This is a genomic window from Emcibacteraceae bacterium, assembly GCA_041396985.1.
Lineage (GTDB): Bacteria > Pseudomonadota > Alphaproteobacteria > Sphingomonadales > Emcibacteraceae > Pseudemcibacter.
The window spans coordinates 181154-205034 of the sequence record JAWKXO010000005.1 but is presented as its reverse complement, the minus strand read 5'-3'; the positions used below and the strand labels follow the sequence as shown (position 1 = coordinate 205034).

At 45.9% G+C, this 23881-nt stretch carries 25 protein-coding genes; 20 read left to right on the top strand and 5 right to left on the bottom strand.

Annotated features, from left to right (window positions below; translation table 11 throughout):
- The first annotated feature begins 18 nt into the window (after positions 1 to 18).
- Complete coding sequence (locus tag R3D86_13745) at positions 19 to 1215, top strand: HlyD family efflux transporter periplasmic adaptor subunit (protein MEZ5759278.1); 1197 nt, start codon at positions 19 to 21, stop codon at positions 1213 to 1215.
- 12 nt (positions 1216 to 1227) lie between these two features.
- Here the strand turns inward: R3D86_13745 and R3D86_13740 are convergent, their stop codons facing one another.
- Positions 1228 to 1743: a hypothetical protein gene (locus tag R3D86_13740; GenBank protein MEZ5759277.1), complete on the bottom strand. Its 516-nt coding sequence runs from the start codon at positions 1741 to 1743 to the stop codon at positions 1228 to 1230.
- A gap of 155 nt (positions 1744 to 1898) precedes the next feature.
- Positions 1899 to 2840 carry a toll/interleukin-1 receptor domain-containing protein gene (locus R3D86_13735; protein ID MEZ5759276.1) on the bottom strand — a complete coding sequence of 314 codons (942 nt, stop codon included), beginning with the start codon at positions 2838 to 2840 and terminating at the stop codon, positions 1899 to 1901.
- A gap of 304 nt (positions 2841 to 3144) precedes the next feature.
- Here R3D86_13735 and R3D86_13730 point away from each other — a divergent pair, with 304 nt between their 5' ends.
- Both R3D86_13730 and R3D86_13725 read left to right on the top strand, forming a co-directional pair.
- Complete coding sequence (locus R3D86_13730) at positions 3145 to 3810, top strand: hypothetical protein (GenBank protein MEZ5759275.1); 666 nt, start codon at positions 3145 to 3147, stop codon at positions 3808 to 3810.
- A 98-nt stretch (positions 3811 to 3908) separates the two neighbouring features.
- Positions 3909 to 4193, top strand: coding sequence for a hypothetical protein (locus tag R3D86_13725; protein MEZ5759274.1), 285 nt, complete (start codon positions 3909 to 3911; stop codon positions 4191 to 4193).
- A 58-nt stretch (positions 4194 to 4251) separates the two neighbouring features.
- On the opposite strand, the gene R3D86_13720 is transcribed toward R3D86_13725, so the two are convergent.
- A complete protein-coding gene (locus R3D86_13720) occupies positions 4252 to 4752 on the bottom strand; it encodes a hypothetical protein (protein ID MEZ5759273.1) in 501 nt (166 codons plus the stop codon).
- Between the two features lie 643 nt (positions 4753 to 5395).
- Here R3D86_13720 and R3D86_13715 point away from each other — a divergent pair.
- Genes R3D86_13715 through R3D86_13705 form a run of 3 tightly spaced genes read left to right on the top strand, consistent with a single transcriptional unit; the run spans position 5396 to position 7318 of the window.
- Entirely contained in the window at positions 5396 to 6100 is a 705-nt protein-coding gene (locus R3D86_13715; protein ID MEZ5759272.1) for a lysozyme, read from the top strand.
- Positions 6101 to 6102: 2 nt separating this feature from the next.
- A complete protein-coding gene (locus R3D86_13710; protein ID MEZ5759271.1) occupies positions 6103 to 6696 on the top strand; it encodes a hypothetical protein in 594 nt (197 codons plus the stop codon).
- A 28-nt stretch (positions 6697 to 6724) separates the two neighbouring features.
- A complete protein-coding gene (locus R3D86_13705) occupies positions 6725 to 7318 on the top strand; it encodes a hypothetical protein (GenBank protein MEZ5759270.1) in 594 nt (197 codons plus the stop codon).
- 95 nt (positions 7319 to 7413) lie between these two features.
- Here R3D86_13705 and R3D86_13700 read toward each other — a convergent pair whose 3' ends face one another.
- On the bottom strand, positions 7414 to 8757 hold the full coding sequence (locus R3D86_13700) for an aminotransferase class I/II-fold pyridoxal phosphate-dependent enzyme (protein MEZ5759269.1): 1344 nt from the start codon (positions 8755 to 8757) through the stop codon (positions 7414 to 7416).
- A 122-nt stretch (positions 8758 to 8879) separates the two neighbouring features.
- Positions 8880 to 10295 (bottom strand): aminotransferase class I/II-fold pyridoxal phosphate-dependent enzyme, encoded by a 1416-nt coding sequence (locus R3D86_13695; GenBank protein ID MEZ5759268.1) that lies wholly within the window; start codon positions 10293 to 10295, stop codon positions 8880 to 8882.
- A gap of 194 nt (positions 10296 to 10489) precedes the next feature.
- Here R3D86_13695 and R3D86_13690 point away from each other — a divergent pair, with 194 nt between their 5' ends.
- From R3D86_13690 to R3D86_13625, 14 genes are all read left to right on the top strand, one after another.
- Positions 10490 to 11656, top strand: a complete 1167-nt coding sequence (locus tag R3D86_13690) for a Ppx/GppA phosphatase family protein (protein ID MEZ5759267.1) — start codon at positions 10490 to 10492, stop codon at positions 11654 to 11656.
- Positions 11649 to 12362, top strand: a complete 714-nt coding sequence (locus tag R3D86_13685; protein MEZ5759266.1) for an RlmE family RNA methyltransferase — start codon at positions 11649 to 11651, stop codon at positions 12360 to 12362. Before R3D86_13690 ends, R3D86_13685 begins: the two co-directional genes overlap by 8 nt.
- Before the next feature lie 36 nt (positions 12363 to 12398).
- Entirely contained in the window at positions 12399 to 13070 is a 672-nt protein-coding gene (locus tag R3D86_13680; protein ID MEZ5759265.1) for a hypothetical protein, read from the top strand.
- A gap of 205 nt (positions 13071 to 13275) precedes the next feature.
- On the top strand, positions 13276 to 14400 hold the full coding sequence (locus R3D86_13675; protein MEZ5759264.1) for a DNA polymerase III subunit delta': 1125 nt from the start codon (positions 13276 to 13278) through the stop codon (positions 14398 to 14400).
- Positions 14401 to 14423: 23 nt separating this feature from the next.
- Positions 14424 to 15968, top strand: a complete 1545-nt coding sequence (gene metG, locus R3D86_13670; GenBank protein MEZ5759263.1) for a methionine--tRNA ligase — start codon at positions 14424 to 14426, stop codon at positions 15966 to 15968.
- Positions 15965 to 16759, top strand: coding sequence for a TatD family hydrolase (locus tag R3D86_13665; protein ID MEZ5759262.1), 795 nt, complete (start codon positions 15965 to 15967; stop codon positions 16757 to 16759). Before metG ends, R3D86_13665 begins: the two co-directional genes overlap by 4 nt.
- A complete protein-coding gene (locus tag R3D86_13660; protein ID MEZ5759261.1) occupies positions 16756 to 17523 on the top strand; it encodes an MBL fold metallo-hydrolase in 768 nt (255 codons plus the stop codon). The genes R3D86_13665 and R3D86_13660 overlap by 4 nt, the downstream gene beginning before the upstream one ends.
- 10 nt (positions 17524 to 17533) lie before the next feature.
- Positions 17534 to 18760, top strand: coding sequence for an MFS transporter (locus tag R3D86_13655; GenBank protein ID MEZ5759260.1), 1227 nt, complete (start codon positions 17534 to 17536; stop codon positions 18758 to 18760).
- Positions 18761 to 18770: 10 nt separating this feature from the next.
- Positions 18771 to 19376: a peptidylprolyl isomerase gene (locus R3D86_13650; protein ID MEZ5759259.1), complete on the top strand. Its 606-nt coding sequence runs from the start codon at positions 18771 to 18773 to the stop codon at positions 19374 to 19376.
- A gap of 387 nt (positions 19377 to 19763) precedes the next feature.
- Positions 19764 to 20282: a ubiquinol-cytochrome c reductase iron-sulfur subunit gene (gene petA, locus R3D86_13645; GenBank protein ID MEZ5759258.1), complete on the top strand. Its 519-nt coding sequence runs from the start codon at positions 19764 to 19766 to the stop codon at positions 20280 to 20282.
- Positions 20283 to 20290: 8 nt separating this feature from the next.
- On the top strand, positions 20291 to 21553 hold the full coding sequence (locus R3D86_13640; GenBank protein ID MEZ5759257.1) for a cytochrome b N-terminal domain-containing protein: 1263 nt from the start codon (positions 20291 to 20293) through the stop codon (positions 21551 to 21553).
- Between the two features lie 4 nt (positions 21554 to 21557).
- The gene (locus R3D86_13635) at positions 21558 to 22397 is read left to right on the top strand and encodes a cytochrome c1 (protein MEZ5759256.1); all 840 of its coding nucleotides are present in this window, start codon (positions 21558 to 21560) and stop codon (positions 22395 to 22397) included.
- A gap of 79 nt (positions 22398 to 22476) precedes the next feature.
- On the top strand, positions 22477 to 23352 hold the full coding sequence (locus tag R3D86_13630) for an S-methyl-5'-thioadenosine phosphorylase (protein ID MEZ5759255.1): 876 nt from the start codon (positions 22477 to 22479) through the stop codon (positions 23350 to 23352).
- Positions 23349 to 23879: an adenine phosphoribosyltransferase gene (locus R3D86_13625; GenBank protein MEZ5759254.1), complete on the top strand. Its 531-nt coding sequence runs from the start codon at positions 23349 to 23351 to the stop codon at positions 23877 to 23879. Before R3D86_13630 ends, R3D86_13625 begins: the two co-directional genes overlap by 4 nt.
- The last annotated feature ends 2 nt before the right edge of the window (positions 23880 to 23881 follow it).

Below are 23881 nucleotides of genomic sequence, written 5' to 3'. Positions count from 1 at the left end.
AAAAATGGATGAACAAATATGAAAAAAATTAAGCTTTATATCAAAATTGCTCTTGGTGTTTTTGCCGTCGGGCTGCTGATTTTCGCGCTGATTCCGGCCCGTGTTCCGGTCGATATGGATGTGGTCAAGCGCGGTGATGTGCTGGTGACCCTGGACGGGGAGGGAAAAACAAAAATCCATGATATTTATGTGGTCTATGCCCCGATTGAGGGCCGTGTGACAAGGATCGAAAGCGAACAGGGCGACAGTGTCACCGCCGGTGAAACCGTGATTGCCAACATGAAACCGGCTGATCCGCATTTTATCGACAGCCGCACCGAAATTCAGACACAGGCCGATATTCAGGGCGCGGAAGCGGCACTCGGGTTTGAGGTCGCGAAACTGGAACGCGCACAGGCGGAACTGGATTTCGCCAAAGCGGAACTGGCGCGGACCCAGCGGCTATATGATAACGGCAATGTATCGATCGCCCGGCTTGAACAAGCGCAATTAACGGTAAGACTTCGTGAAACCGAGCTTAACACCGCCAATTCAGGGATGGAGGTTGCGAAGAGCACCCTTGCCGCCGCCAAAGCCCGTTTGGTCCAGCCCGGCACCGCGGCTGACGGCACCGACAGTAGCAATCTGATTGTCCGTGCGCCGATCTCTGGTAAAGTCTTACGCATACTGCATAAGTCCGAAGGGGTGATCCCCTCCGGCACACCTTTGGTGGAGGTCGGAAACCCCGAAGACCTTGAAATCGTCATTGAAATGCTGTCCCGCGACGCGGTCAAGGTGAAAAAGGGCGACATGGCACTCATTAAACGCTGGGGCGGGTCGGACGATATCCGTGCCCAGGTGCGGGTGGTGTCCCCGTCGGGCTTTACCAAAATTTCCGCGCTGGGGGTGGAGGAACAACGGGTGAATATTTATCTTAACTTCATCGACGGTCCCGATAAATGGCAGGGGCTTGGAGACGCCTTTAGGGTCGAGGCCAGCATCATCGTTGACCGCGCCGACAATGTGCCCTACGTGCCGATCAGCGCGCTGTTCCGGTACGAGGGCAAATGGAGCGTCTTTCAGGTGGTTGATGGCCGCACGGTCAGGACAGAGGTCGGAATCGGCCGTATCAATGACCAGATCGCCGAAGTGGTTTCGGGCTTAACAGAGGGCGACACCGTCGTCATCCACCCCGGCACCGACATTGACGACGACATGCGGGTTGTGAAGCGGTAGGGGAAATTTGATTTATGTCAGTGGATAACTGAAAACGGTGCAACCAATTCCTTTTTCAATTTTATTTTTAGGTACTATGATAGACCATTGATGTATTTTGCTAACTCTAACATCTCCTAAATTGCTTAAAAGTTTTCCTGTAGTTAGATTTAGATACCCCTGATTCCTATAACCACGATTATCAAGAAATAGATATAAATTTTTCCCTTCACTATAAATTTCGCCACCAATTTTCTTTGCTTCAGGATCTGTATCAACGGAGTTATTTATTAATTCGAAGGTATATTCTTCAATTTGAGTTACAGTTAATCTTTCATTATTATATCTACTAAATGTAAATGGCTGATCACCTGATAAAAAGACGCAAAATTCTCCTATGAGTTCTTCATTTTTATCACTATTTTCTGCTACTTTAAAAACTCCTGCTTTCATAATTAATTGAGATATATCTCCATAATTATTCCAAAAGCATAGGCTACCAATTTTTACATCAGTAAAATTTACTGTATTTAATGTTGATAAATCCATTTTATTCCCAACCTTCTCTATAATCTCTTCTATGACATTTAGGACAAGAAATTGGTGTATAATTCAATCTTTGTCTTTCGAATTCTCTTTTCTCGTCTTCTGTCAATATATCAATTTCAAATCGCTCACCACAATTGTTACATCTATATTTCATCTTAATCGGCATATGAAATTCCTGCTCTTTGTATAAATCTTTCCCAAAGTAATTTTGCCGCAATCTCTCCGTTTGTAATTTTTTCCTCACTTTGTGTTATCCAGCCGATATTAGAAGTTAAAAACAGTTCATAATCATTGTTCTGAACACTAAACCAGCCATTTGTTGTCCTGGTAGTCCCTGGGCGATCTTCCGAATATGAAATGTCTCCAATTCCATAGCTCTCTCTATTTATAAATACAGTAATGTGAGCTGTTCCATTTTGTAAATTTCTGTTAATGATTGTTGCAGTGAAAGTATATGCGTCTATATCAGTATAACTACCTTTAAAACCTTTTATACTATCAAGTTCTGCAACTGCTTTTCTAAAAAACTCTTTTAATTGATTAAATATTTTTTCTTTAAAATGAATTTTATCAATATCATCAAAGTCTTTTTTGGCCTTATATCGAGCGACAGATAGTGGATTATTTGATGGAGGAGATGATTTACTTGCTACAGGTGTTGAAACGTTATTTTCAATAATTGATCTTATTCCGGTTACTACGTCCAACCAAGCTGTATTTTTGTTCGTCCAAGTTGATATGGCTATTCCATCTTTAGGCAAAGCAAGTAAATCTGATAAAGGTGATTTAATCCATTCGCATGGCTCTACAATTATTGGAATAACTGTAAGTTGGCCTTCTTTATGAAGTTCTAAAGCCTTTATCATTTCTTTATCATAGCAATAGTCAGAATTGATAAAATCAGGACTCACTAAAGCCAAAAAAAGGTCAGAGTCAACAAGGTTAGTCGATATTTCTATATGAATGTTACTGCCAGGAAGAATTTCTCTATCAAACCAAGCTGTAATTTTTCCTTCTCTTCTTAATAAGGCTAAATGCTTGTGTAATTCATCAAGTGCCCATTCATCCTGATGCGAATATGATATAAAAGCTTTCATAATTTTTCCTAAATTATTTAAGCATGAGGAGTTGAAATCCAATGCTAATACAATGGATTAATTTAAAGAATAATCGAATTACTAAATTTTGTAGAATTGAGCAATGTTTCCCCCATGCACTGTAGATATAAATATTAGCAGAAATTATACGAAAAGTAAATTGTTAGTTTATGATTATCTAACATTGGTTGTTTAGTATTATCACATTAAAATGTCTTTACAAAAACATTCCCGCTCGCTCCCTCGGTGGTTGTTTGGTATGGTGGGGGTGTGTTTGATGATTTTTTATGGCGGATGATGGTTTATGATGCGGGTGGTTTATTCCTTTATTTTCGGGGTGGTGATGATGGCGGCAAGTGCAAATGCAGGAACGGTTTATGACCATGTGCCGGAAAACCCGCCGACGGACGCGAACTATATTATTTATTCCCACGGGCTTATTGTTGAGGGGACCGAGGAACGCCCGGTCCACCCGGACTACGGGGTTTATGAATTCCCGGCCATCAGGCAAGCGTTATCGACACCCGATTTTACCGTGATCGCGGTACACCGCCCGGCGGGGATTAAGGCAGAGGAGCACAGTAAAACGCTTGTTAAAATGGTGCGGGATTTGATCGCCAAGGGCGTTAAGCCCGAGCAGATCACCCTGGTCGGTTTTTCCCAAGGCGGCTATATCACCGGCATGGCGTCAGGCATGCTATCCGATACACCGATTGACACGGTGATTATGGCGGCCTGCTGGAGCTGGATCGAACAGCAGCCCGATGTCAAACTGAATGGCAATTTCCTCTCGATTTATGAGCGTTCCGACGCTGTCGGCTCCTGCCAGCGGTTGGCGGACCGGAGTGACCATTTAAAATCATTTAAAGAGGTGGCGATCAACACCGGCAAAAAACACGGTGCCTTTTTCCAGCCGCGTGATGAGTGGCTCACCCCCATAAAAGAATGGATAAAAGAAATTAAAAGGTAGTTGGAATATAAAGGATAATTTGTTATCATAATTCTGTAATAGTTTTTATGTATAAAGGGGTTACCAAAGGAGACAATGGTAAATGAGAAGAGGACTTTATGGATAAAATGACTTTGGGGGGCCCTAAAGAACGGCTCTCTTATGAAGAATGGAAGGCGCGGATCCTCCGTGATCAGCGGCTTTTCCCGGAGGTAAGGGTATTCCCGCCTCTAAGTCAAAAATCCGACCACAGACAGCAAAAAAACAGGGCGCCTTTCGCGCCTTTTTTTGTGGCCGGGTCAAATTCAGCAAACAGCAACCAGATAAAGGAAACAGTGAATGGGCCGAAAAGGGTCAATGAAGCGGCGTCCGCCGATAAATATTCACCTGACAATGCGGCTTAATGCCGCCTTGTTTATGATCCCCAAAAGCATCATGAAAGGGTTTTATTAAAATAACGCCTTAGACGACAGTATCCACCGTCGGCGTCAGCAGGGAAAGGGCCAGTTCCGCATCGCTATAGGAATTGGCCGGGATGACCGGACTTTGTATTTCGCTGTTTATGTCGCTGCTTAATTCGCTGTTTGTCGCGCCACCTTCATTGGTTTCGCCCGTTTCAGCTGCTTCTGAAACGATTTCTGTATCTTCGGCCGGCTCGTTTGGCTCCACTGGTGGCAGCAGGCTGCTTAAATCGCCGCCCCGGGCCAGGGTGGAGACCAGTTTGCCGAAAGGAATCCCCCCAAGGGTAGAAAATTCCTCCGTCAGCAAAGCGGCCTTGGCGCGCTGGGCCGGGGATTTCGGGTTTTTCCCGTTTAAAAGCTCGGTCGCGTCGGTGCTTAAAGTGACCTGATCCGTTGTTGAGTTTTCTGTGCTGCCGTTTTCAACCGTTGTGGAAGGAGTGCTGTTATTACTCTGCGCAAAATGGGCGCTGTGGGTGTAGGCGGCGGCGTTTACATTTGTCATCTGATCCTGTCCATCATTAACCATATTAATTTCAGGGGCTAACTTTAAATGGGTATGGTTAATAAAATGTTAAATATTTGCCCGGCTAATTGCCTTAAAGGACATTTGCCCTGCTTTTTCCAGCATAATTAATCCTTGACATCTTTGGGCCCCCGACTGACCATTTTCATGAAGCGATTTTTATAAAAGGGAACTTTAATCCGGCCTTGCCGGGTTGGTTCTCTTTTTTTGTTTGGTTCCGGTCGCTCACGCGCCCATGAACCGCGCTCAGGGCTGCTTTTGTTTTGGTTCCGTGCGGCTCATGCGCCCATGAACCGGGCAGATTAATAATGACACAAAGATAAAGGATTTAAAAATGACCAACTATTTTTCAAATAAACCACCTTCTGACGAAATATGGGGCTTATTAGTTTTGGTTCCGTGACGCTTCGCGCACATGAACCGAGCTCAGGGCTGCCCGATTACCCTCCAGGAGGGGGGAGTCCGCGAGGCCGGGGGGAGCTCAAGTAGCGCCGAGCGCGGTAGCTCCCCCCTTCAATTATAAAGCGAATATGACAGGCGGCTTGTCCGCGAACTTGGCAGCAAGCGGTCCGGCATCGCGCTGCCATCGAACCATGCGCCGTCATCGGAAATGGTTCAGTATATGAAAAAGCTGCAAAATTACCAGCAGCCGGAAAAACAACCAATAAGTGAATTAGTATTGAATGGTTCAAGCAATGATGATAGTGTTGCTTCCATGAAAATGTCAGAACCACAAAGACCAGCAATTGACCCTGCCATACTTAGCCGCGCGGACCAACAGGCGACGGGGTATAAGCCATTTATCGAGCTAAAGGTGGATGATTATTTAGCCGCGCCACGGGTAGATGCGTCAAAATTACAGGCGAGCAGCCATTTACGCAACCATATCAGAAAACTGGAAACTTATGTGCCAAAAATTGCGGATGACGGATTTGGTAATCCAACGGGCGGTTTTGGTCATACAAAATGGAGTGGTTCAAACAGGCAAATTGGCGATCCGGTATCAACCTATGAAGCAGAGCTTTTGCTAACAAAGGATATTGAAGAAGCGGAAAGAACGGTAAAAAGGCTGGTTGGGAACCTTCCTCTCAGGCAGAATGAATATGACGCCCTTGTTGATCTGGCCTTTAATGTCGGGGCACCAGCCCTGAACAGCACAAATAGCCCTAACCTTAATATAGCCATAAAGGCTGGTGACTATGCAGGAATCGGACAAAATTTAAAATATACAAAAGCAAATAATCAATTTTCATCAGGGCTTGGAAACAGAAGCAAGTCAAGAATTGATCTTTATACTCTTGGAATTTATGCAAGGAGATATGACTAAAAATGACTATTTTAGCATCAATGCTGGTTTTTCTTTCGGCGCTGTCGGTGGGGACCAATTTCCCCGCCAGTATGAGTGATAAGGAAAAAAACTGTCTGCTGACCGTGTGGCAAAGAACCCTGCCGAGTGACGAGGAAAAGCAGTTTGATATGGACCATGATGTGGATATTAATGGGTTATTTTATTCTTGTGAGAATAATATTACGGCATCGGAACTGCAGAAATCACTGACAAAAATAAAAACGGCGTTGAAAAATGATGATGAACAGGCCTTTGCCAGTATGTTCATATACCCTTTTACGTATTTTCCTAAAAGAGAAAAACCGGATGAAAATGGTGATATGTATGATTACAGAAAAGTTAATATTCAGTCTGAATTTTCATTACATTATAAGGATATTAGTGTTCCTTTTTTTAAGGATATTATGGCTTGTGCCACATTATCAAAAATGAGTGCATCCGGTAATTTCGGAATATTGCTGGCCCGAGGTTATATTTATTTTGATCAGGATGCTGCAACGGGTGAGATTAAAATTTCACATATAAATGGCCCGGCAAAAATTCAGGACATGTGGTTTGAGGATCATTGCCAATAATGAATTTGTATGGGGGATATGACTAAAAATGACCATTTTAACATCAATGCTGGTTTTTCTTTCGGCGCTGTCGGCGGGGACCAATTTCCCCGCCAGTATGAGCGAAAAGGAAAAAACCTGTCTGCTGACCGTGTGGCAAAGAACCCTGCCGAGTGACGAGGAAAAGCAGTTTGATATGGACAATGACGTGGATATAGATGGATTATTTTATTCCTGCGAAAATAATATTTCTGCATCGGAACTTCAGAATTCACTGACAAAAATAAAAATGGCCATAAAAAATGACGATGAACAGACATTTGCGTCTATGCTTTCCTATCCTCTTTATTATTTAATTAAAAAGGAAAAGCCGGATAATAAGGGTAGCATTACTGAAAGTAGAACTATTAATAGTCCTTCAGAGATTGATCAGCATTATAAAAATATAGTCACACCGGAATTCAAGGATGTGATGGCTTGTGCTGCTGTAAATAAATTTAGTGTGTTGGAAAATTTTGATATATTGCTGGCCCGTGGTTTTATCCATTTTGAACTGGATAAAACTTATGATGAAGTAAAAATATCCGGAGTAGGTGTTTTTGTTAAAAATCAACAAAACTGGTACGAGAAATATTGCCAATAGAAAGGGTTAGCAATGCATTTGTCCGGGGGAAATGACTAAAAAATAAAAAGGCCCCAAATGATTGGAGCCTTTTTTTAATGTAATGGTTTAGAAAACTAGATGGCGTCGATTGCTTTTTTCATGGCGTTTAGAGCACCGTGCAGTTTTCTATGGGTGGTGGCCAGGTTCATCCGCATATAGTTGACACCATTTTGACCGTAATTTTCGCCCTGGTTAAGGTTGACACCGGCTTTCTGTATGAAGAAATCCTTCAGCATATCGCCAATCCGTTTATCGCCCATTGGTTTGCCAAGCTTTTTGGCAACAGCCGAACAGTCGATAAAGGCGAGGTAGGTGCCTTCCTGCATCTTATATTTAACGTCCTTCATTTCATCGGCGCAGAATTTTTCAAGGAATCTGCAGTTACCGTCAATATAGGCGCGCATATCATCCATATATTCGGCGCCATATTTATAGGCGGCGTTACAGGCGATCATGCCGAGCGCATTGAGCGATCCGCGCTGATGGCCGTGCTTTTTCAGCTCGGTGATATAATCATCATTGTCCGAGAACAGATAGGCCACATGATGGGCGGCGAGGTTGAATGATTTACTGGTTGATTTCAGCGTGTAGCTGTTTTGCGCATATTTGGCGCCGATGGTGGCGTAAGGTGTGTATTTTGCGTGCTTGTTGACAAAGTCGCAGTGGATTTCATCAGCGACAACAAGAACACCTTTGGACAGGCAGAGATCGCCCATCGCCCGCATTTCATCAGCGGTCCAGCAGTTTCCGGTCGGGTTCTGCGGGTTACAGAAAAGCATGACTTTGACATCATTTTCATCAATCTGTTTTGCCATTGTGTCCAGATCCATGGTCCAGCGGCCATCCACCAGCTTAAGCGGGTTTTCAAGAGCCGAGAACTGGGCGGTTCTGATAATGCCGAAGAAGCCGGAATAGCCCGGAGTCTGCACCAGAACGGGTTTTGCTTCCTTGTTATGGGTCAGCAGGATGGAAAGAACGCCATCAAGCACACCAAGGGCATTGAGGATATTTTCGCGTTTCACATCCTGATTATAGCGGTTTTTGTTCCAGGCAATGATATTGTCATAGAAATCAATCGGTGCCGGATGATATCCCCAGTTTTCATGGCCCATGCGGGTCATTAGCGCTTCGGTGATGCGCGGGAATGTTCTGAAATCCATATCGGCAACACCCATTGGGAAGGGTACGTCATAGGGGCGGTTCGCTTTGCGGATCATGTCCCATTTGCTGTCCCCGGCGCCGATACGGTTGAATTCTTCGTTTAGGTCATAGGTCATTGACATGCCCATGCCACCCATGCCTTTGGCAGATGCCAATTGCGGCAGCGCGACACTTCCCCCCAGTGCACTACCGATCAGGGCTGATGCCCCGGCCCCTTTCATAAAAAAGCGGCGATTTAGTTTTGATTTTTCGTCCATTTTATCCTCCCTGATATATTTTTGGGACCTCATCGTGCATCAATCATTGGACGCTGTCAATGTCCTGAATAAAAAAGCCCCGAGAATTCGGGGCTCTTTAGACTAAAGTATAGTATATATGATCAAAGAGCGTTGATGGCGGCTTCGATATTGCTCAGCGCTTTGGTGATCATGGCGCGGTTGGTGGCCAGGTTCATACGCATGAAACCATCACCGCCTTTGCCGTAATCCTGTCCGGCATTGATATCGACCCGGGCCTGATCCATCACCCATTCCTTGACATAGCGACCGGCGTTATATTTTTTAATGACCTCACCTTCGAAAAAGTCCATCTCGGTAATATTGTTTTTGGTGTTATAGTCGGTCAGTTCTTTTGCCTTATTATGGGCGTCCAGTTTGTCATAAAGGCCGGTGCAGTCAAGCCACGCCAGATAGGTGCCTTCATGGGGCTGATATTTGATCAGCGGGATCCGGTCGGCGCAGAATTTTGCCACATAGCGGGTGTTTTCGGTAAGATAGGCATTCTGTTCATCAATATAATCATCGCCATGCTGCAGCGCGACATTTGACGCAATCATCCCCATAACATTCAAAAGAAGCCGTTGATGACCGTTTTCAAGGACACGGTCAATATAGCTGCGATTATCGGAATAGAAATAGGCGGTTCTGTGCGAGGCAAGGTTAAAGGACTTGCTGCTTGATTTTAAAGTGAAGCTGTTTTGTGCGTAAGCCTCCCCCAGTGATGCATAGGGGGTATATTTATGCCCAGCCATGACAAAGTCACAGTGGATTTCATCGGCGATCACAAGGCAGCCGTGTTTGTTGCAGATATCCCCCATTTTACGCAGCTCATCCGCGGTCCAGCAGTTGCCGGTCGGATTTTGGGGGTTGCAGAGGATGAATAATTTTACGCCGCCGGCGATCTGTTTTTCAAAATCGTCATAATCAACCTGATAGCGACCATTAACGCGCTTCATTTCGCTTTCGGCCGAATGCATTCCCGCATCATGGACCGTGTGAAAAAAGCTTGAATAGGTTGGCGTTGTCAGCAACACATGATCCCCTTTTTTGCCAAAGGCCAACAGGATGGACAGAACCCCGTCAAGCACACCAAGGCTGTTTAAAATATTGGCTTTGGGCACATCAATGTTGTAGCGGCGCTTGTTCCAGGCAACGATCGTATCCTGATAATCCATCGGTGGCAGCTCATAACCCCAGTTTTCAATTTCAAGACGCTTTTTCAATGCCGATGTCACCGCGGGCAGGGTGCGAAAATCCATATCGGCAATCCCCATGCCGACATCAAGCGTTTTGCCCGGATTAATCATTTTAATATAATCAAATTTAATACTGTTGGTGCCGACACGGTCATAGCCCGCATCAAAATTGACTTTATTGGACATACTGCTCATCATCCCGCCCATTTGCCCCATAGCGGCTGTTGATAGTGGTACGCTCCCCAAAGTTCCCCCAATGACTGCTCCCGCACCAACGGTTTTCATAAAGAAACGCCGATTTAATTTTGTTTGATTTGTCATTTGAAACTTTCTCCCTTACTCTATTTATCAGAAATTACTTATGAAGTTGAAGGTGCACGATAAAGGTGACGCTGTCAACATGACGTTAAAGGCAGAATTGTAAAATTGACTCAATTTTTTCTATGAAGCCTTGCCACACGGTACTATATAGGTAGGATATTTGAGAATTAATTGACGATCAGGCCCAATTCAGAATGAAAAATAATAATAATGACAATGGTTCCGCTGAAGAAAGGCGGGCTGCGCAGGGGGAGAAGCAGAACCGGCCATCAACCAAAAACCGTCGAAACAGTGAACCGGGCAAAAGCCATGTGTACGGTGTCGTTGATCTTGGCACCAATAACTGCCGGCTTTTGGTGGCGGTGCCGAACGCGAACGGTTTTAAGGTTATTGACAGTTTTTCCCGAATTGTCCGTCTTGGCGAAGGATTAAAGGAACAGAAAAAAATATCGGTGGAGGCAACGGAGCGGACCGTGTCAGCCTTAAAAATCTGTATGGAGAAAATGCGCCGCCGCGGCGTGACCCGCATGTGGAATGTGGCGACGCAGGCCTGTCGGGAGGCGGAAAATGGTGCCGAATTTGTCAAAACCATTGAAGATCAGGTAAAAATCAGCCTTGATATCATCAACCCGCAGGAGGAAGCGCGGCTGGCGGTGATGGGTTGTAAGGAGCTGCTGGACACCAAATATAACAGCGGCATCATTTTTGATATTGGTGGCGGCAGCACGGAAATTATCTGGATCAATTTCTGTAAAAAACGCATTCCCGAAATTATTGACTGGATTTCAATTCCGCTTGGGGTCGTCAACCTGTCCGAGGAATATGGCACACGGGAAGCGCTGCCCATCGCCCACTACGAGGAAATGAAGGAACGGGTTAAGGACCATCTTGTCCCGTTTGAGCAAAAACATAATATTGCCGTCTCTATTGCTGAAAGCCGGGTACAGCTGATGGGCACATCAGGCACGGTGACGACACTGACAAGCATGCATCTTAATCAGGCGATTTATGACCGCAATGAAGTGGACGGTGCCTGGATGAAGGCGGCTGATCTGGTCAATCTATGTCAGGATCTTGCAAAACTTGATTATGCAGAGCGGCTGGCGCTTAACAATATCGGTAATGACCGGGCCGAACTGGTGGTGGCGGGCTGCGCCATTCTGGATGCAATCATTGACGTGTGGCCGATTGATGATGTGCGGGTGGCCGACCGGGGTATCCGTGAAGGGATGCTTCATCATCTGATGGATGAGCAGCGCCAGAAAAACCGGGCTACCCGTAGAAAGCGGTCCCGCAAAAGATATTTCCTGAAACGGAAAAAGAAAAAAGCAGTAAATGCAGAGCAGGGGACAAATGATTAAAAAACCCAAACTCAGCAAAAGCGGTAAGGAAAGAAAGCTTGACCCGCGCGGTATTGTTCGCGGCGAAAAAACACGGGTTAAGACGGCGCGTTACCGCAAATCATCGTCAACACGCTGGCTTCAGCGCCAGCTTAATGATCCCTATGTGGCGGCGGCAAAGCGTGACGGGTACCGCAGCCGGGCCGCTTATAAACTGCTGGAGCTTGATGAAAAATTTAATTTCCTGCACGGGGTTAAATCGGTTGTTGACCTTGGCGCGGCACCGGGCGGATGGGCGCAGGTTGCGGCAAAGCAGTGCGCGGGTGATGTGCGGATTATCGGCATTGACCTGCTCGAAGTGGCGCCAGTGCCGGGGGCCATTATGCTGCAAATGGATTTTACCACCGATGAAGCGGAAAAAGCTCTGCTCGATCTTATTGACGGCCCTGTCGATCTGGTGATGAGCGATATGGCGGCCGCCACAACCGGGCATCAGAATACCGATTATTTAAGGACCATCGGCCTTGTCGAGCTGGCCTTTGATTTTGCCACCAAGGTATTGGTGAAAAACGGTACCTTCGTCGCCAAGGTTTTTGCCGGAGGAACTGACAATAAGCTGCTTGAGGATGTCAAGAAACGTTTTAAATCCGTCCGCCATTATAAACCACCGGCCAGCCGCTCCGAAAGCAAGGAAACATACCTGGTGGCACAGGGGTTTCTTGGGTAACCTATTGCAAATTATAGAAATTTGAAGGGGGAATAAATGCTTAAAAAACCTAATTTTATTATTAGTTTCTTGCATATTTTATTAGTATTTCCCTTTTTTTTGTTAGTTCTTTCCTTGTTTGGCCTTTATGGAGTTCCACTGGTATTCATTTATTGGATGGGAGGAGGTTTGTATTTAAGTTCAAGAAAGTGTGAAAGGTGTAATTCCACTTCATCCTATAATCCTAAGGGATACAGTAGCTATGTGCCAATGTGGTGCCGAGTGTGTGGCAAAAGCTTTATCAGTGACAGATTTGACAAAAAGTTTGATATTAAGCACACACAAAATTCTACAGATAATACTTTTAATGTGTGGTTTTATATAAAATTATTTGGTGAAGCAATTGTTACGATTAGCGGTGTGATTATCCTATTAAGCTTAATATATGATATTATTAATGTAGTGAATGATGGGGAATATTTTATTCCAACCATAATTATTTGGATTATTTTCACAGGAACATTGGTGTCTATCTTACTTTATTGGAGACCAACTAACCAAATTTACAAAACGCTTGTAAATGTAATTGCAAAGTTAGTTTTTATTTCACATGGAATTGTTGGATTTCTCTCAATAATTGATAAGCAATATTTAATCGGAACATTTTTATTCATCATTTCACTATCAGTACTTGCCATTTATGATTTTACTGTGCTTGATAGAAAATAGTATATCATCTTAAATCACTTGCTAACTTTAACCTTCAAAATTCTTGAAGAAAAATTCAAATATAGGAAAAATAAACTAATTATGCGGACTGGCTGTCAAGTGAAGGCTGGATTATATAATTTTCCCAAATTACCGATAGCCATCCATTTCCAATTAATGTTACATAGAAGACTAAGCAATAAGGAAGTGATGAACAGACGGCACCATGGAAGAAGCAGAGATTTTTTTACCGCGAAAAACCCTTGATCTTAACGGTCATGAGGGGGCAGAAGGGCTCTTTCTGGATGCCTTTAATGCCGGGAAAATTCACCATGCCTGGATGATCACCGGCCCCAAGGGGATCGGTAAGGCGACACTGGCCTATAAAATGGCGCGGTTTTTACTGAATAATCCACCCAAAGAGGATGAAGGTCCGGGCCTGTTCGGTGATGTGCTGGAAAAAGTGGCGTTGTCGTCCCTTAATACCAATCTTGAAAGCCGGGAGAATAGCCTGATCAGTGCCGGTAGCCATGCCGACCTGCTGGTTATTGAGCGGACGGAAGACCCGAAAACGGGTAAACTGCGTAACAATATCCTGGTGGATGATGTGCGGCGGATTAATGATTTTTTTCATAAAACATCCACGGCCGGCGGCTGGCGGGTGGCGATTGTCGATACAGCAGATGAAATGAACCGAAATGCCGCCAACGCCATTTTGAAAATACTGGAGGAACCGCCATCAAATTCCATCCTGATTATATTGGCCCATGCGCCGGGGCGGTTGCTGCCGACGATCAAATCGCGTTGCCGGATGTTGCCGCTTAAACCGTTAAAATCGGAAACGGTGAAGGAAATACTGCAAAATAAATTCCCTGCTATGGATGAGCATATCATTGACGGCTATGTCGCCCTGACCAATGGCAGCCCGGGCAAGGCGATATCGCTGATCAATCATGACGGGCTTAAACTTTATGGTGATCTGCTCAGTCTTTTATCATCTATGCCGGATATTAATGTGCCGCTGATGCATGCATTTGCCGATGAGATTACATCGCGGAAATCGGGGGATATGTTCCAGCTTTTTTACGAACTCTTGAGCCGCTTTATCAGCCGCATGATCCGCCATGTCAGTTATCAGGGAACCAGCCATACCCATAATATTAAACCGGCGCTTGAAAATGAATTTGAGCTGATGGAAAAACTGGGGCAAATAATTCCGCTTGATCAATGGGCGGAGCTGTGGGAAAAGATAGCCGAAAAAATGAAGGCGACAGACGCGCTTAATATGGACCCGAAGCAGACGGTTCTTGATATACTGAATATGATCAGTGCGGCGCTTCGCTTAAATTAGACTGTTAAGAAAGAAATTTGTAAATGTCAGGTAAGCCATCCTTTTATATAACCACACCGATTTATTATGTGAATGATATTCCACATATTGGTCATGCCTATACGACGCTGGCATGTGATGTCATTGCGCGCTTCAAGCGGCTCGATGGTTATAATGTCATGTTCCTGACGGGTACGGATGAACACGGGCAAAAGGTTGAAAAGTCGGCGGCGGCAGCCGGGAAGTCACCACTCGAATTTTGTGATACGGTGTCGCAGCGTTTTCGTGAACTTGCCGAATTTATGAATTATTCAAATGATGATTTTATCCGCACAACCGAGGAACGCCACAAACGCGCCTGTCAGGCGCTATGGAAAAAGCTGGAGGAAAACGGGCATATTTACCTTGATAAATATGCGGGTTGGTATTCGGTCAGGGATGAGGCGTTTTTTGCTGAAAATGAACTGATTGACGGGAAAAACGGTGAAAAGCTGGCCCCGACAGGCGCGCCCATTGAATGGGTCGAGGAGGAAAGCTATTTTTTCCGCTTGAGCGCGTTTGAAGAAAAGCTGCTTGATTTTTATGAAAGCCTGCCGCCAACCGTGCTGCCGAACAGTCGAAAAAATGAGGTTAAAAGTTTCGTCAGTGGCGGGCTTCGTGATCTGTCGGTGTCGCGCACCAGTTTTAACTGGGGTGTGCCGGTACCGGGCAATGACAAACATATTATGTATGTGTGGATTGATGCGCTGACCAATTACATGACCGCTGCCGGGTACCCGGATGTGGACAATGAAAAATTCAAAACATTCTGGCCCGCCGATATTCATATGGTGGGGAAGGATATTTTGCGCTTCCATGCGGTTTACTGGCCGGCCTTCCTGATGGGGGCGGGTATTGAACCGGCAAAACGGGTCTTTGCCCATGGCTGGTGGACCAATGAGGGTCAAAAAATTTCAAAATCGCTCGGCAATGTGATTGACCCGTTCCAGATTGTTGAGGAATTCGGACTGGATCAGGTCCGCTACTTCCTGATGCGGGAAGTACCGTTTGGCAATGACGGGGATTTCAGCCGTCAGGCGATGATCAACCGGATCAACAGTGATTTGGCCAATGATCTTGGTAATCTGGCGCAGCGCAGTTTAAGCATGATTTTTAAAAATTGTGATGGTGTTATGCCGTCGCCGGGTGTTTATAGCGATGCGGACAAAGCGATCCTTGCTGCTGCGGATAAAATGCTTGATGAGGTAAGAGCGCATATTGATGTTCAGGCGGTCAATAAATCGCTTGAGGTGATCTGGAAAGTGGTTTCCGATGCCAATGGATATTTTGCGCTGCAGGAGCCATGGGCCTTGAAGAAAACGGACCCAGCCCGTATGGCAACGGTGCTTTATGTGACCGCCGAAATTATCCGCCAGGTCGGCATTCTCATTCAGCCGATTATGCCGGACAGTGCCGAAAAATTATTGGATATCCTGAAAATTGCTGCTGATGAACGTGGATTTGACCAGCTTGGCGGTGGGGAGCGGCTTAAAAGCGGCTGGACAATGGAAAAACCCGAAGGAGTGTTTCCGAGGTTTGTTGACGAATGACGTTTATTGTCGACAGTCATTGTCATCTTAATTATGGCAGCCTTGCCGATGATATGGACGGGGTTCTTAAGCGCGCGGCGGAGGCCGGGGTCGGCACCATGCTGGCGATTAACGCGCGGCTTTCCGAATATGATGACGTGCTTAATATTGCAAAAGCCCATGATCATATCTGGGCCACAGTCGGCAGCCACCCCCATGATGCGGAGGATGAATGGGGGATTAAACCCGAACAGCTGATAGAAATGGCAAAGCATGAAAAGGTGGTCGGGATCGGTGAAACCGGGCTTGATTATTTTTATGAACATTCGCCGCGCGACAAGCAGAAAGAAAATTTCATCGCCCATATTGAAGCCAGCCGGGAAACCGGTCTGCCGCTGATTGTTCATGCGCGGGATGCGGATGATGACTGCGCCGAAATTATGGAAGCGGAAATGAAAAAGGGAGAGTATCCGGCGGTTATTCACTGCTTCACCGCGTCAGAAGAATTTGCCAGACGCAGCCTTGATATCGGATGCTATATTTCGCTTTCGGGGATTGTCACTTTTAAAAGTGCGCGGGAATTACAGGAAGCGGTCAAAATAATCCCGTTGTCCCGGCTTCTGATTGAAACGGATGCGCCGTTTCTTGCCCCGGTGCCGATGCGGGGAAAACCGAATGAGCCAAGTTTTGTCAAATATACGGCAGAATTTTTGAGTAAGCATTTTGATGTCGGTTTTGAGGAACTGGCCCGCGCCACCACGGATAATTTCTTCACATTATTTTCAAAAACAAAAAGACCGGAAAATTCATGAAAATCACCATTCTCGGCAGCGGAACATCACAGGGCGTGCCTAGAATTGGCGGAAAACTGAATAACGGCTGGGGACTGTGTGACCCGAATAACCCGAAAAACAGACGGCGACGTGTGTCCATCATGGTGGAAGAGGGGGATACGAGGATTATTGTTGATACCGGCCCCGATTTTCGGGAACAGGCGTTAAGCGCAGGGATCACGACCCTTGATGCGGTTCTTTATACCCATGATCATGCCGATCATACCCATGGCATTGATGACCTTCGGGCCTTTTCCCAGAATATGAAGAAAAAAGTGCCGATTTATTCCAACAAACACACGCTAAGAATTTTGCAGGAACGGTTCGGTTATATTTTTAAGGGTCGTAAAAATTATGATGCGATCTGTGAAGCCCATGAAATTGACCTTGATCCGTTCCGGATTGGCGGGTTTGATATTCAGCCGATGGAATTGGTCCACGGGGCGATATATTCATATGGCTATCGTTTTGGCAGAATGTGTTACTGCACCGATTTTAACGATATCCCGAAAGAAAGTTACCAGCATTTATACGGTCTTGATTTATGGATCGTTGACTGCCTGCGCGAAGAACCACACCCGACCCATTGCCATCTTGAGCAGACACTGGGTTATATTGAGGAATTTAAACCCAAACATGCAGTGCTGACCCATATGACCGCGGAACTGGATTATGAAACTTTGAAAAATAAGTTGCCAAAGGGGGTCGAACCCGCCTATGACGGGTTGGTTTTAAATATATAGAGTGAATGTGATGGAAAATGTAAAACGCAATTTATTCCTGCTTTCGATGGCGCAGTTTATTTTGCTGTCATCGGTGATTACGGTGATTACCTATTCATCGCTGCTGGGTAAAATGATGACCGGGGATACGGCCCTTGCGACCATACCGTCGGCCACGGCGTTTCTGGCGACGGCGTCATTCGCGTTTCCGGCTTCACTTTTTATGAAACGGTTTGGCCGCAAAACCGGTTTTTATACCGGGGCTTTTTTTGGCGGTCTTGGCGGATTATGTGCTGTCATTTCCATTTATACCAATAATTATTACCTGCTTTGTTTTGCCACTTTCCTGCATGGCATTTATCAGTCATTTGCCAATTATTACCGCTTTGCCGCGATGGAAGTGGCGCCATCACATTATCATAAACAGGCGGTATCATACGTTATTCTGGGCGGGGTTCTGGCCGGGCTTTGTGCGCCGACGCTGGCACGGACATTTGAAAGCCTTTATTTCGAACCGGTTCAGTATGCGGGCACCTATTGTCTGGTGATTGCGCTGAGCCTGGTGGCCCATGCACTTATTTATTTAATTAAACTGCCGCCAAGGAAACCTAGACCGGAAGGATTTGTGCCCGTGGCAAACCCGAAAGTTATGGATGTTCTTAAACGTCCCGCTTTTATCTGTGCGTCGCTTTGTGCGGCGTGTGCCTATCTTTCCATGTCTTTCATTATGACGGCGACGCCGCTTGAAGTGGTTGTGGTCTGCGGTTATCAGATTTCCGATGCGGCGGGGGTCATCCAGTTTCATTCAATGTCGATGTTTGCCCCGGCGATCATTACCGGAACCCTGATTGCCCGCTTTGGGTCAATCCGCATCATCCTGGTCGGGATGGTGGCGATCCTGATATCAACGCTGGTTGCCAAGGCGGGGGTTGAGCTTTATAATTTTTACAGTGCGCTTATATTGATCGGTGTCGGCTGGAATTTCATGTTTACCGCCGGGACAACGCTTCTTGAGCATGCTTACGACGAAAATGAAAAAGCCTATGTTCAGGGATTGAATGATTTGGTGGTCTTTACCCTGGCCGGGCTGGCGACACTGACATCAGGCTTCATGCTTGATAAAATCGGCTGGCAGAATATGAATAATATCGTCATTTCGATACTGGTGCTGCTCATTTTTGTAATTATCTGGTATACGAAAATTGGCAACCGCAAGCCGAAAAAACGCGAAGAGGTCATTATTTTTGACCAGAATTAAGGGGTCAACGATGCTTAGAAAATTTTTAATGCTTTCCATATTTGCCATGTTTTCATCATCGGCTCATGCGGAAAATGTCAATGTAAAGCTTGAGACAACAATGGGCGACATCCATATCGAGCTTTATGCCGATAAGGCGCCGATCACGGTGGCCAATTTTCTTCGCTATATTGATGGCGGCTATTTTGACGGCGGCGCCTTTTACCGTGTTGTCCGTATGGATAACCAGCAGCAGAACAGAATAAAAATTGAAGTGATCCAGGGTGGCATGAGTGGCGACAGCAATATCGGGGCGTTCCCGCCCATTAAGCTTGAGCGGACCACAAAAACCGGGATCAAGCACGAAGACGGCACCATTTCGATGGCACGCGATAACCCGGATTCGGCCAGTTTGGAATTTTTTATTTGTATCAATGATCAACCATCCCTTGATTACGGCGGAATGCGCAATCCGGACGGGCAGGGCTTTGCCGCCTTTGGCAAGGTAACGAAAGGCATGGATGTGGTCCGGGCCATTCAGCAGGTTAAAACCATTGCGCCTAATGACCCGAATGAATATACCGCCGGGCAAAAAGTGATGGAACCGGTCATCTTCAAATCCTTTCACCGCGAATAGTCACAGAAATTACTGATTTACGCGTAAATCCGGAAAACCCGTTTTAAAGATTCTGTCGGCTGCCTTTCTTCATACTTCGTGCAACATTTTTCATGCATCCGGCCCCTCAAATATTAATAAAGAGTTAAATATATCCTGAAAGCGGCGGTTTTTTGCGGCCTTACCCATGCTATTGTTAATAAGCTGTTTACAATGCGGGCGAATAAGGTAAATTAAAATGGATTTTTACCTAAAAAGCATTGCAATATGAAGTTAATATAGGTAAATAAGTCTCGCATGCTATGCGATGGGTAAAGGGAAACACTTAAGCATTGATTTTTTGGTCCTGGACGAAGTCTTTTCCTTTACTTATTAAATAATTAAATAGAACCCTCACGAGGTTTATGTATGACTACACATGATGACGTTGTTGAAGAAAGACGTAATTTTCTTTATATAGCTACCGGTGCTGCCGGTGTGGTCGCTGCAGGTGCTGCAGCATGGCCACTAATTGATCAGATGAATCCTTCAAAAGATGTTCTGGCACTCTCCTCAATCGAAGTTGATTTGACAAAAATTCCACGGGGACAAAACGCCGTTTTCCTATGGCGCGGTAACCCGGTTTTTGTTCGTCACCGTACCGAAGCGGAAATTGCAGAGGCTGTGGCCGGTGATAATACCGATCTGGCTGATCCGGAAAAGGATGAAGACCGTGTACAAAAACCGGAATGGCTGATTATCAGCGCGGTTTGTACCCATCTTGGATGTGTGCCGCTTGAGCATCATGGTGATTTTAACGGATGGTTATGTCCGTGTCACGGGTCGCATTACGATATTTCAGGACGGGTTACCAAAGGCCCGGCACCACTGAACTTGCCTGTTGTGCCCTATGAATTTTTAGATGATTCAACAGTACGTATCGGATAGGATAAAAAATGGCTTCAGAAAATAAATTCGAACCGACAAATCCGACATTGAAGTGGATTGAGGATCGTCTTCCCCTTATGGGACTGATTTATAATTCAATCGGTGGGGGATATAACGTACCACGTAACCTTAACTACTGGTGGAACTTCGGAGTTCTGGCTGGTTTTATGATGGTTGTACAGATCGTAACCGGTATCATCCTTGCGATGCATTATATACCGAATATTGATCTTGCTTTTAACAGTGTTCAGCATATTAAACGTGATGTAAACTACGGCTGGCTGCTACAAGCGATCCACGCCAACGGCGCGTCCATGTTCTTCATTGTTGTTTATGTACATATACTTAGAGGGTTTTACTTCGGGTCATATAAAGCACCGCGCGAAATTCTCTGGTTCCTCGGTATTATCATTTATCTTATCATGATGGCGACAGGCTTTATGGGCTATGTTCTTCCATGGGGACAAATGAGCTTCTGGGGTGCCAAGGTGATTACCAACCTGTTCAGTGTGTTTGACTTTATTCCTTTCATCGGCGACGGAATTGTGAACTGGCTCTGGGGTGGTTTCTCGGTTGGTCAGCCAACGCTGAACCGTTTCTTCTCGCTTCATTATCTGCTGCCGGTTGTTCTGGTCGGTGTGGTGATCCTTCATGTGTGGGCACTTCATATTCCTGGCTCAACAAACCCGCTTGGTATTGATGCAAAAGGCAAACATGACAAGATCCCATTCCATCCATATTACACTGCAAAGGATGCGTTCGGTCTTGGTGTGTTTATTATCTTCTTTGCCGCCTTCGTGTTTTATATTCCGGATTTCCTCGGACATCCTGATAACTATATAAAAGCGAACCCGCTTGTCACGCCAACGCACATTGTTCCTGAATGGTATTATCTGCCTTTCTATGCGATTTTGCGCGCGATCGATAACAAGCTGATTGGTGTGCTTGCCATGTTCTCATCCATCCTGATTATGTTTGCGATGCCATGGCTTGACGGCGCAAGAGTACGCTCCATGCGCTTCCGCCCATTGTCACGCTTCTTCTTCTGGCTGTTTGTTGCAAATGGTATCTTCCTTGGATATCTGGGACAAAGAGCACCGGATGATATTCTGTGGTTCGGGCTTGTCGCGACATCCTATGCACAAATGGCGACATTCTTTTACTTCGCATATTTCATTATCATTATGCCGCTTGTCAGCAGAATGGAAACAACCAAACCGGTACCAACCAGCATTGCCGCTGCGGTACTCGAAGCAAACAAGAAAGGCTGAAGAAATGTTGAAAAACATCAAAATTAAAGGCCTTTTGGCTGGTTTAGTTGGTGCAACAATCGCCTTTTCGGGAGCAACTGCTGCTGAAAGTACAGCGAAGCATCCGGAACGTCATCATTACGAATCTGCCGGTATTTTTGGCAAGTTCGATATTCCGTCCATTCAGCGTGGACTTCAGGTTTACCGCGAAGTTTGCTCTGCCTGCCATTCGCTTGATCTGGTGGCATTCAGAACACTTGGTGATATCGGCTATAATGAAGACGAAATTAAAGCGATTGCCGCTGAATATGAATTTGAAGATACATTTGATGACAGCGGCGAGCTGATTTCCCGTCCGGGTATTCCGGCGGATTATTTCCCGTCACCATATTCAAATGAACAGGCTGCCCGTGCATCAAACAACGGTGCATTGCCGCCTGACTTTTCAACCATTATCAAAGCCCGTGAGCATCTGGCATTCCTGCCATGGTCAAGCGTTTATGGTGAAGATTATGTCGTAGCCCTTATGTCAGGCTACCATGATGAACCACCAGCCGGTTTTGATCTTTTGGATGGTCTGTTCTACAATGATTATTTCGAAGGTAATCAGATCGCCATGACACCACCACTGTCCGACGGCATCATCGAATATGCCGATGGTACAGAAGCAACTGTTGAACAAATGGCATATGACGTTGCCAACTTCCTTGCCTGGGCATCGGATCCAACCATGCAGGCGCGTAAGGAAATGGGCCTTAAAGTTATGCTGTTCATGTTTGTTTTCGTGGTTATGCTTTACTTCACAAACAAGCGTGTCTGGAAAAAAGTGAAAAAAGGCGAAGATATCGATCCTTCAGAAGTTTAAACATTGTTTTTAATTTCTGTTTCGTTTTAAATGTGAGGGCTGCCAACTGGCGGCCCTTATTTTTTTTCAGGAGAATATAATGACAAAAGTGCTCGGGATTATTGGCGGCAGCGGTTTATATGAAATTGATGGTATGGAAAATGGCCAGTGGATTTCAGTTGAAAGTGGTTTTGGCGAGCCGTCGGATGCGCTGTTTGTGGGGGAAGTCGCGGGGCTTGAAGTTGTGTTTCTGCCACGTCATGGCCGTAATCATGTCCTTTCACCGTCCACCATCAATTACCGGGCCAATATAGATGCGCTTAAAAAAGCGGGCGTAACCGACCTGATCAGCATCAGCGCCTGTGGCAGTTTTCGGGAAAATCTGGCCCCGGGTGATTTTGTTCTGGTTGATCAGTTTATTGACCGTACTTTTGCCCGTAAGAAAACTTTTTTTGATGATGGGGTGGTTGCCCATATTTCTGCTGCCCATCCGACCTGCGGCGAGCTTGGCTCGTTAATATTGGAAGCCGCTGCCCTGATGCCATTGACACTGCATAAGGGTGGGACTTACCTCGCCATGGAAGGGCCACAATTTTCAACACTGGCGGAATCGCATCTGTACCGGGCGTGGGGCTGTGATGTGATTGGCATGACCAATATGCCCGAAGCCAAACTGGCCCGCGAAGCGGAAATTTGCTATGCCACCGTTGCCATGGTCACCGATTATGACAGCTGGCATCCTGATCATGGCGAAGTTGATGTGGTTGAAATCATCAAAACGCTGAACGCCAATACCGCCAATGCAAAAATGCTGATTAAAAATATTATTCCGCTTATAAGCACCGCGCAATCGCGCCATCCATGCCCCCAAGGGTGCGATCATGCGCTTGAATATGCTATTATGACAAAAGGGGACATTGATCCGGCGGTGAGGGCCAGGCTTTCATCGGTTGCGGGAAGGGTGCTGAACCGATGAACTGGGTCAAGGATTATGTCACCACCATCGCCAATTATCCAAAACCGGGGATCATGTTTCGTGATGTCACGACCATCTTTGAAAGTGATGTGGCCTATAACCGGATGGTGGAAGAATTTGTCCGGCATCTTGAGAACAAAAAAATTGATAAAGTCGCCGGGATAGAAGCCCGTGGTTTTATCCTTGGCGGGGCGATAGCCCATAGACTGGGGGTCGGCTTTATCACCGTTCGCAAGGCCGGGAAACTGCCGCGGAAAACCCACAGCGTCAATTATATGCTTGAATATGGTGAAGATGCGCTAGAGGTTCATTGTGACGCGATCAGGACGGGCGATAATATCCTGATTGTTGATGACCTGATTGCCACGGGTGGGACCGCCATCGCCACGCACGAGCTGATTAGCATGGCTGGCGGACGGGTTAGCGACTGCGTTTTTATCATTGATCTGCCGGATCTGGGCGGTGCGGATAAATTAAGGGCCAAGGGCTGCGATGTATTTGCCCTGACCAAATATGAAGGGGAGTGATC

What these genes read in the sequence shown, in the direction of transcription:
- R3D86_13745 (MEZ5759278.1), top strand. Translation starts at nt 19, where the DNA reads ATGAAAAAAATTAAGCTTTATATCAAAATTGCTCTTGGTGTTTTTGCC.
- R3D86_13740 (MEZ5759277.1), bottom strand. Translation starts at nt 1,743, where the DNA reads ATGGATTTATCAACATTAAATACAGTAAATTTTACTGATGTAAAAATT.
- R3D86_13735 (MEZ5759276.1), bottom strand. Translation starts at nt 2,840, where the DNA reads ATGAAAGCTTTTATATCATATTCGCATCAGGATGAATGGGCACTTGAT.
- R3D86_13730 (MEZ5759275.1), top strand. Translation starts at nt 3,145, where the DNA reads ATGATGCGGGTGGTTTATTCCTTTATTTTCGGGGTGGTGATGATGGCG.
- R3D86_13725 (MEZ5759274.1), top strand. Translation starts at nt 3,909, where the DNA reads ATGGATAAAATGACTTTGGGGGGCCCTAAAGAACGGCTCTCTTATGAA.
- R3D86_13720 (MEZ5759273.1), bottom strand. Translation starts at nt 4,752, where the DNA reads ATGACAAATGTAAACGCCGCCGCCTACACCCACAGCGCCCATTTTGCG.
- R3D86_13715 (MEZ5759272.1), top strand. Translation starts at nt 5,396, where the DNA reads ATGAAAAAGCTGCAAAATTACCAGCAGCCGGAAAAACAACCAATAAGT.
- R3D86_13710 (MEZ5759271.1), top strand. Translation starts at nt 6,103, where the DNA reads ATGACTATTTTAGCATCAATGCTGGTTTTTCTTTCGGCGCTGTCGGTG.
- R3D86_13705 (MEZ5759270.1), top strand. Translation starts at nt 6,725, where the DNA reads ATGACCATTTTAACATCAATGCTGGTTTTTCTTTCGGCGCTGTCGGCG.
- R3D86_13700 (MEZ5759269.1), bottom strand. Translation starts at nt 8,757, where the DNA reads ATGGACGAAAAATCAAAACTAAATCGCCGCTTTTTTATGAAAGGGGCC.
- R3D86_13695 (MEZ5759268.1), bottom strand. Translation starts at nt 10,295, where the DNA reads ATGACAAATCAAACAAAATTAAATCGGCGTTTCTTTATGAAAACCGTT.
- R3D86_13690 (MEZ5759267.1), top strand. Translation starts at nt 10,490, where the DNA reads ATGAAAAATAATAATAATGACAATGGTTCCGCTGAAGAAAGGCGGGCT.
- R3D86_13685 (MEZ5759266.1), top strand. Translation starts at nt 11,649, where the DNA reads ATGATTAAAAAACCCAAACTCAGCAAAAGCGGTAAGGAAAGAAAGCTT.
- R3D86_13680 (MEZ5759265.1), top strand. Translation starts at nt 12,399, where the DNA reads ATGCTTAAAAAACCTAATTTTATTATTAGTTTCTTGCATATTTTATTA.
- R3D86_13675 (MEZ5759264.1), top strand. Translation starts at nt 13,276, where the DNA reads ATGGAAGAAGCAGAGATTTTTTTACCGCGAAAAACCCTTGATCTTAAC.
- metG (MEZ5759263.1), top strand. Translation starts at nt 14,424, where the DNA reads ATGTCAGGTAAGCCATCCTTTTATATAACCACACCGATTTATTATGTG.
- R3D86_13665 (MEZ5759262.1), top strand. Translation starts at nt 15,965, where the DNA reads ATGACGTTTATTGTCGACAGTCATTGTCATCTTAATTATGGCAGCCTT.
- R3D86_13660 (MEZ5759261.1), top strand. Translation starts at nt 16,756, where the DNA reads ATGAAAATCACCATTCTCGGCAGCGGAACATCACAGGGCGTGCCTAGA.
- R3D86_13655 (MEZ5759260.1), top strand. Translation starts at nt 17,534, where the DNA reads ATGGAAAATGTAAAACGCAATTTATTCCTGCTTTCGATGGCGCAGTTT.
- R3D86_13650 (MEZ5759259.1), top strand. Translation starts at nt 18,771, where the DNA reads ATGCTTAGAAAATTTTTAATGCTTTCCATATTTGCCATGTTTTCATCA.
- petA (MEZ5759258.1), top strand. Translation starts at nt 19,764, where the DNA reads ATGACTACACATGATGACGTTGTTGAAGAAAGACGTAATTTTCTTTAT.
- R3D86_13640 (MEZ5759257.1), top strand. Translation starts at nt 20,291, where the DNA reads ATGGCTTCAGAAAATAAATTCGAACCGACAAATCCGACATTGAAGTGG.
- R3D86_13635 (MEZ5759256.1), top strand. Translation starts at nt 21,558, where the DNA reads ATGTTGAAAAACATCAAAATTAAAGGCCTTTTGGCTGGTTTAGTTGGT.
- R3D86_13630 (MEZ5759255.1), top strand. Translation starts at nt 22,477, where the DNA reads ATGACAAAAGTGCTCGGGATTATTGGCGGCAGCGGTTTATATGAAATT.
- R3D86_13625 (MEZ5759254.1), top strand. Translation starts at nt 23,349, where the DNA reads ATGAACTGGGTCAAGGATTATGTCACCACCATCGCCAATTATCCAAAA.